The sequence below is a fragment of the Rugamonas sp. FW305-51 genome, assembly GCF_058786935.1.
Genome location: NZ_JBYSZG010000094.1, coordinates 1 through 7,531, shown reverse-complemented (window position 1 = coordinate 7,531; position 7,531 = coordinate 1). Strand labels below are relative to the sequence as shown.

Here is a 7,531-nt window from a genome sequence, read left to right as displayed (position 1 = left end):
TTTTCGACGAAGCGTTGTGTTCGTCAGCAGCAGAGAGATGAGATTATGCGGTGTTTCGTGCAGCTCGTCAACCCCTCTTTTTTCACCCCGCTCAACTCGCATTTGCATGCACCGTTTTGCGGGGAGCCGAACTATAGCAAATGCATGCTTCGGCGACAAGCGCTTTTTACATTTGCCATGAACGTTCTTAAATGGCAACATTACGACAAAAATAATATTGTCTCGGTTTCCAGTAATTGATATATTAACAACCATCTTCCGATTCATCGGCGCATTCCGGCACTTCCCAACAAGCAAGTACCGTATGCGCGCCGCGTTCGCCCAACCAGGCGCGAATTCTCGAATCTCTGTGCAGCTCCGCCATACGCAAGGCAGGCGCCCCGCACGAGTTCTCCAGCTTGCAAGACTGTTTTTCGCTTCATCGCGGCGCCGTTGTCGACGGCCGTTCGCTGCTGGCCGGGCAAAAACCCCGGGCTCTGGCCGCGCATGCAGCTCGAATGATTCATCTATCGCAGAAAGGATTGAGAATGACTATGCCAGTTTTCGGCAGGATCTATGATGGCAAGTGGGACCGCGATGCGCTCGACTACCTCGCGCTAGTGGACCAATGGCATGTGGTAGCCCGTTCAGAAGATGTAACAGACCAGCCCGTCGCCGTGAAACTGCTGGGCGAGAAAGTGGTGTTGTGGCGCTCTGAGGCCGGCATCATCAACGCGTGGAAGGATTATTGCGCGCACCGGGGCGCACCGCTGTCGCTGGGCAAGGTCAAGAACTGCAAGATAGTCTGCCCATACCATGGCTGGCATTTCGACGAGGGCGGAAAATGCGTACACGTGCCCGCACACCCTGAGCAGACGCCGCCCGCCCGGAGCGTCGTGCACGCTTATCAGGCGACGGAACAGTATGGCTTCATCTGGGTATCGCTCGGCACCCCGGAGACAGGCGTGCCGCGCCTTCCACACTGGGACAATGATGCCTTCCGCAAAGTCAAAGCAGGCCCCTACGCCTACCGCGCCAACGCCCTGCGCTGCCTGGACAACTTCATGGACGCCTCCCATTTCCCCCACGTGCATCCGGGCGTGAACGGTCGCGGCGACGAACCGGACACCACCATTCATTACAAAGTCATCGAGAAAGAGCACGAGCTGCAGACGACCGAATTTACCGTCGTCCAGCCCTACGCCGATGCGCGTGGCATTCCGCTGACGGTGCGCTATCACTACTACTGCCTGTCGCCCACCGTTGCCTATTCCGACAAACAGACCGGGCCTGATGAGCATTGGTTCACATGGTGCGCCATGACGCCCACCGACGTGGACGAAGCCGTGTTCTGGCTCGTCATGAGCTTCAACTACGGCAAGGACATCGAAGAAGGCAAAATCCATGAACGCCAGGCGCTGGTGTTCGGTGAGCAGGACCGCTGGATCGTGGAATCGCAGCGTCCCTACAGCATGCCCCTCGATATGGCGGACGAAATGCATGTCGCCAGCGACCGCCTGGGCGTGGCCTACCGGCGCTGGGTCAAGGCGCTGGGCGAGAAGAAACGCGCCCAGCTGCGCGACGGCTCCGCCCCCGACCTGGCTTCGGCCGCCTGATCCCCAACAAGGACAAGACTATGACGCTGTTTTCACAGGAAAAGCACCGCGATGCGCTGCACATGATCGAGGGCTGCGAATCGAACGCGAAGACTTACGCCCGAACCTTTAACCGCGTGATGGCCCGCGGTTTGCTGGCAAAAATATGGGACGTCGAAGGACGCGAATACCTCGACTTCCTGGCCTGCGCCGGCGCACTGCCACTGGGCCATAACCATCCCGTCGTCATGGAAGCGGTCGATGCTTTCATCAAGTCCGGGCACATCATGCAAGGACTGGACATCCCCACCGTTGCCAAGCATACCTTTATCGAGCAGCTGATGCATGCAATGCCGCCCGCGTTCGCGCGCAATGCCCGCATCCAGTTCTGCGGCCCGACCGGCTCCGATGCCGTTGAAGCGGCCATCAAACTGTTCAAGACCGCGACCGGCCGCCGCAGCATTTTTGCCTTCCACGGGGCCTATCATGGCATGACGCTGGGCGCGCTCTCGCTGATGGGCAATCTCGGCCCCAAGGCAGCCATTACGGGACTGGCGCCCGAAACGCATTTCTTCGCCTACCCGCACAGCACGCGCTGCCCGTTCGGCGTGGGCGGCGAGGATGGCGAGGAAATCTCGCTGAACTATCTCGACAACGTACTTTCCGATCCCGAAAGCGGCATTACCAAACCGGCCATGATCATCCTGGAGGCGGTGCAGGGTGAAGGCGGTTGTATTCCAGCGTCCCCACAATGGCTGCGCGGACTGCGCGCCATCGCCGATCGGCACGACATTGCTCTGGTGCTGGACGAGGTCCAGACTGGATTCGGCCGCACCGGCGCCATGTTCGCGCACGAGGAATCGGGCATCGTCCCGGACGCCATCATCATGTCCAAGGCGCTGGGCGGTGGCTTCCCTCTGGCGCTGGTGGCCTACCACAAGCGTTACGACAAATGGAATCCCGGTGCCCATACCGGCACCTTCCGCGGCAACCAGATCGCGCTGACGGCAGGTGCGGCCACCATGGCGTTTATCCGCGAACATGGTCTGCATACGCAGGCCAATGCCAAGGGCGAACAACTGCAAGCGGGGCTGCGCGCGCTGGCACGGCGGGTCGATCGCATCGGCGAGGTGCGCGGACGCGGCCTGATGGTCGGTGCCGAAATCGTGCAGGCGGCCGCACCGGCCCACCATGGCGCGCCCAAACGCCTCGACGGCGCGCTGGCCGGCGCCATCAAGCGGGAATGCTTCGCCCGTGGCCTTATCCTGGAAACCGGCGGCCGACACGGCGCGGTGCTGCGCTTCCTGCCGCCGCTGGTCATTACCGGGCAAGAGATAGAAACCGCGCTTCGCATCCTTGGCGCCGCAATCGACGCCGTGCTGACGGCGCGCGGCGACCACGCCATCGCTACCATCGCCTGAGGGAGTCCGCCATGAATAGCACCAACAACGACATATTGGACATCGTCGGCATCGGCTTCGGACCGGCCAACATCGCCTTGGCCATCGCAGCGGAAGAGCTGCAACCGGGCCTGCGGATCGGCTTCCTGGAAAAAAATGCGGGCGCAGGCTGGCAGGAAGACATGCTGCTGCCGGAATCTGACATCCAGAATCACCCCTTGCGCGACCTGGTCACGCCGCGCAATCCGCGCAGCCGCTACTCATTCGTCAATTTCCTGTTTGAGAACGGACGTCTGTACGAGCATCTGAACCTGCCGCTCGCCCATCCATTACGGGTCGAGTACCGGCAATACGTGGCCTGGGTCGCGCGTCACTTCGCCGGCCAGGTGCGCTACGGCAGCAGCGTCACGGAAATCATGCCGGTGCTGGAACACGGCACGATCTCGCACTACGCCATCGCATGCGCGGACGGCCACCGGATTCGCGCCCGCGCGGTCGTGGTGGCGCCCGGTCGCACACCCCACGTGCCGCCCGAGTTCGCCGCGCTGGACGATCAGCGCATCGTGCATTTCACCCAATTCCTGCGGGCCTACAGGGAATTGCGCGACCGCGTCGCGCATCCGCGCATCGCAGTGGTCGGCGGCAGCCAGACGGCGGTGGAACTGCTGCTGCACATCGCCGCCGATGGCGAACGGACGGAACTGACCGGCATCAACCGTAATTTCGGCTTCCGCCTGAAGGACACCAGCCCTTTCTCCGACGAGGTGTATTTCCCCGCCTTCGTGGAGACCTTCTTCCACGCGACGCCGGAGCACAAGGAACGGCTGCGGCGGGAACTGCGCTTTACCAACTACTCGGCGTCCGACAGCGACGTCCTCAACGCCCTCTATGTGCAACTCTATCGCAACAAGATACTGGGCAAAGAGGGACTGGCGGTGAAACACCTGACCAACATCCGCGCCGTGCACGCCGACGCCGACGCGGTCCACCTGACGCTAGAGCACAGCATCAACGGCGACAAGGAGATTCAACCCTTCGACCTGGTCATCCTGGCGACCGGCTTCCGGGACCTGGGCACGGGGCCGGGCGAGGAAGCCTACCCCGCCCTGCTGGCCGGCATGGCGCCCCATCTGGAGCTGGCGCATGGCGCACTGGAGGTCGAACTGGATTACCGCGTACGGCTCGCCGGCGACGGCCGGAACAGGCACGCGCCGCTGTACCTGAACGGGTTATGCGAGTCGTCGCATGGCATGGGCGATGCCGGTTCATTTAGCCTGCTGTCGCTGCGCTCGGCGGCCATCCTCAACTCTCTTTCCGAGCGTCTGTCGCCGGCATCAGCCAGCGATGGACGTACGCTCGTCCCGGCACCACAGCCGGCCGTGGATGAATTTCAAGCGATCGCATAACACCATGTTCCACTACTCCCAATACCGCTCCACGGACCGGGCGCAGATACACCGCTTCATCGGCCAGTTCCCGCTCGCGCTCATCACCACCTGCAGCAACGGCCGCTGGCAAAACTCGCACATTCCCCTGTTCCTGGAGGACGACGGCGCAAGCCTGTTCGGCCACGTCGATGCAGGCAATGCGCAGTTTCACGGCACGGCGCCCATCGCCGCGCAGCTGGTGTTTGCCGGCCCCAATCAATACATTCCGCCGCAAGCCTATGCGAGCCGCCAGCTGCCGACCTGGAATTACCTGGCCGTTCACGCCAGCGGCGCGCTGACGCTGATCGACGACGTTCCCGGCAAGCTCGATATCCTGCGCCGCAGCGCGGCTCTGCTCGACCCGGACGCCGCAGCGTTCCGCGTGCACGACGACGATCCGCGCGTGCAGCGCTGGATAGGTGGCATACGCGGCTTGCGCTTCACGATCGCCGACATCGAGGGACGTTTCAAGCTATCCCAGGACAAGGAAGCCGCGGACGTCGATATGGCGGCGCGCTATTTCGCGCAGGCGGCCGGCGCGCAGCTCACGGCGGACATGCTGCTGTCGTATGTGCAGCCGACTCGCGTTGCGGAGCCTGCGCCATGATGGCCGCACTGCGACGCGATTTCTCGCTCTCGGCGGCGGCGGCCGGCCTGATCGCCCTCATCGCGACCTACAGCGGCCCGGTCCTGATTGTGGTGCAGGCCGCCCAGGCCGGCCATCTGTCGCTCGATCTGCTTTCGACGTGGATCTGGGCGCTGTCCGTCGGCGCGGCGGCACTCGGCCTGTACCTCAGCCTGCGCCACCGCATACCCGTCATTGGGGCCTGGTCGACGCCCGGCGTGGCGCTGCTGATTTCGGCGCTGGGACAATACCGCTTCAGCGACGTGATCGGCTGCTACCTGTTGCTGGCCGCCGCCATCACGACGCTGGCCTGGTCAGGATTGTTTTCAAAGCTGATCAGGCGGCTGCCGGGCAACCTGCTGTCGGCCATGATCGCAGGCGTGCTATTCCAGTTCTGCACCAAGGTATTCCAGTCGCTGCAAAGCGCGCCGGCCCTGGTGCTGCCGGTCGTGCTGGTCTACCTGTTGTGCCGGCGGCTGCTGCCGCGCTACGCCGTGGCCCTGGCGCTGCTGTGCGGCTTGTCGCTGGCGCTCAGTCACCTGCCCGCCGCCCAAGCCATCCCCACGCTGACGCTGGTGCAGCCCGTGATGACGTTGCCCACGCTGGCGGCACCAGCCTTGCTGGGACTGGGCCTGCCGCTGCTGTTGCTGGCATTGACCCAGTACGCGACCGGCCTCACCATCCTCTCGAATGCCGGTTACGACGTGTCCGCAAAAACCGTGGTCGGCGCCAGCGGCTTGATTTCCATTCCGCTGGCCCTGTTCGGCTCCTCCGGGATCAACCCTGCTGCCATCGTCGGCGCCCTGTGCGCGAGCGCCGAATGTCATGCCGATCCGCGCCGACGCTACATCGCCGGCGTGGTGTGCGGCGTCGGCTATCTGTGCGTCGGCGTGTTTGGCGCCTCGGTGGTCGCCTTGTTTGCCTTGCTGCCTGCTGGCCTGATCGCCACGCTCGCCGGACTGGCGTTGCTCGGCACACTGGTTTCGAGCCTGACGGCGGCATTGGCCAACGAGAGTACGCGCGAAGCCTCCCTGATCACCTTCGTCGTCACCGTGTCCGGCATGTCGTTCTGGGGGCTGGGGTCGGCCCTGTGGGGCCTGCTGGCCGGCCTGATGTTCACGATCGTGTTGTCATGGAGCGGCTTCGCCGGTAACGCAACCGTTCAAACCAAAGGAGTAGTCAGATGATCGAAGCAGTCAGTGTTCCAAAAATTGTGCCGTTGGATTTCATCCTGCCCGACGAACCATTGCTGATGATGGGCGCCGGGCCGGTGCCGATCCCGGCGCGGGTGGCGGCCGCCAATTCCATCGTCATCAATCATCTGGGCGAGACCATGAACAAGGTGATTGAACAGGTGAAGGAGATGGGGCGCTACGTCTTCCAGACCACGTCCTCGAAAGTGATGGGCGTGGGCGGGCCCGGCTCGGCCGCCATGGAGATGGCCGTCGCCAATCTGGTGCAGCCGGGCGACAAGGTGCTGTGCATCTGCAATGGCTACTTCGGCAAACGCATGGCGGAGATGGTGAGCCGTGTGCGGGGCGAGCCGACCCTGTTCGAAACGGCGCCCAATGAAGGCGCCAGCGTGGAACTGATCGAGCACGAGCTGCGCAAGACCAATTACGATGCGATTACACTGGTGCAGGGAGAGACGTCCAACACCGTGTGCAACCGTGACCTGGAACGGATAGCGCGCGTGTCCAAGGAGCTTGGCTGCCTGGTGATTGTCGATGCGGTTTGCACGCTCAGCACCATGCCGCTTGCGATGGACAAATGGCAGATCGACGCCGTCATCACGGGCGGTCAGAAAGGGCTGTCGTCGATCCCCGGTGTATCGCTGCTCGCTTTCTCGGAACGCGCGTGGGCCGAGAAGGTGAGCAAACGCCAGGCACTGCCTTTCCACTGGTGTCTGGATGCGCAGCTGGCGGACAAATTCTGGAACCAGAAATCGTACCACTACACGGCGCCGGTCTCCGGCATCCTGGCATTGCATGAGGCGCTACGCCTGGTGTGCACGGAAACGCTGCCCAATCGTTTCCTCCGTCATCAGCAATGTTCGGAGGCGCTGCAGGCGGGGATTGAAGCGATGGGGCTGCGATTGCTGGTGTCCAGGCCGCACCGGCTCAACTCCGTCATCGGCATCGTCACGCCGGAACAAGTGTCTGCCGATGTGGTGCGCTCGCATATGTCGCGCGTGCACAAAGTCGAAATATCAGGAGCGTTTGGCCTGAATATTTTAAGGATAGGTCAAATGGGAGAACAAAGCCGCGCGCACAACCTGTTCCGCACGTTGCATGCACTAGGTTCAAGCATGCAGACGGCCGGCGCCAGTCTGGATCTGCCGGCCGGCATGGCGCAGCTGGAGCGGTCGCTCTCGCAGGCGGCGCTGGTGCAATTGCCGCATTACGACCGGCACGCACTGGAAGCGTGAGACGAAAAAAAACCCCAACCGGATCACCGGATGGGGTTTTTTAAATAACTAGCCTGACGATAACCTACTTTCACACT

At 62.7% G+C, this 7,531-nt stretch carries 7 protein-coding genes; 6 read left to right on the top strand and 1 reads right to left on the bottom strand.

Annotated elements, in window-relative coordinates:
• The coding region (locus AC3WOS_RS28300; RefSeq protein WP_492720632.1) for a hypothetical protein at positions 1 to 267 on the bottom strand (267 nt) is incomplete at its 3' end.
• Positions 268 to 527: 260 nt separating this feature from the next.
• Between AC3WOS_RS28300 and AC3WOS_RS28295 the strand changes: the two genes are divergently transcribed.
• From AC3WOS_RS28295 to AC3WOS_RS28270, 6 genes are read left to right on the top strand one after another with little or no spacing between them, the layout of a single operon-like run.
• Complete coding sequence (locus AC3WOS_RS28295; RefSeq protein ID WP_492720631.1) at positions 528 to 1,595, top strand: aromatic ring-hydroxylating dioxygenase subunit alpha; 1,068 nt, start codon at positions 528 to 530, stop codon at positions 1,593 to 1,595.
• Between the two features lie 20 nt (positions 1,596 to 1,615).
• Complete coding sequence (locus AC3WOS_RS28290) at positions 1,616 to 2,995, top strand: diaminobutyrate--2-oxoglutarate transaminase family protein (RefSeq protein ID WP_492720629.1); 1,380 nt, start codon at positions 1,616 to 1,618, stop codon at positions 2,993 to 2,995.
• 11 nt (positions 2,996 to 3,006) lie between these two features.
• Positions 3,007 to 4,380, top strand: coding sequence for a SidA/IucD/PvdA family monooxygenase (locus AC3WOS_RS28285; protein ID WP_492720627.1), 1,374 nt, complete (start codon positions 3,007 to 3,009; stop codon positions 4,378 to 4,380).
• A 4-nt stretch (positions 4,381 to 4,384) separates the two neighbouring features.
• Positions 4,385 to 5,008 (top strand): FMN-binding negative transcriptional regulator, encoded by a 624-nt coding sequence (locus AC3WOS_RS28280; RefSeq protein WP_492720625.1) that lies wholly within the window; start codon positions 4,385 to 4,387, stop codon positions 5,006 to 5,008.
• Positions 5,005 to 6,213, top strand: a complete 1,209-nt coding sequence (locus AC3WOS_RS28275; protein WP_492720623.1) for a benzoate/H(+) symporter BenE family transporter — start codon at positions 5,005 to 5,007, stop codon at positions 6,211 to 6,213. The genes AC3WOS_RS28280 and AC3WOS_RS28275 overlap by 4 nt, the downstream gene beginning before the upstream one ends.
• Positions 6,210 to 7,454, top strand: a complete 1,245-nt coding sequence (locus tag AC3WOS_RS28270; protein WP_492720621.1) for a pyridoxal-phosphate-dependent aminotransferase family protein — start codon at positions 6,210 to 6,212, stop codon at positions 7,452 to 7,454. Before AC3WOS_RS28275 ends, AC3WOS_RS28270 begins: the two co-directional genes overlap by 4 nt.
• Positions 7,455 to 7,531: the final 77 nt, after the last annotated feature.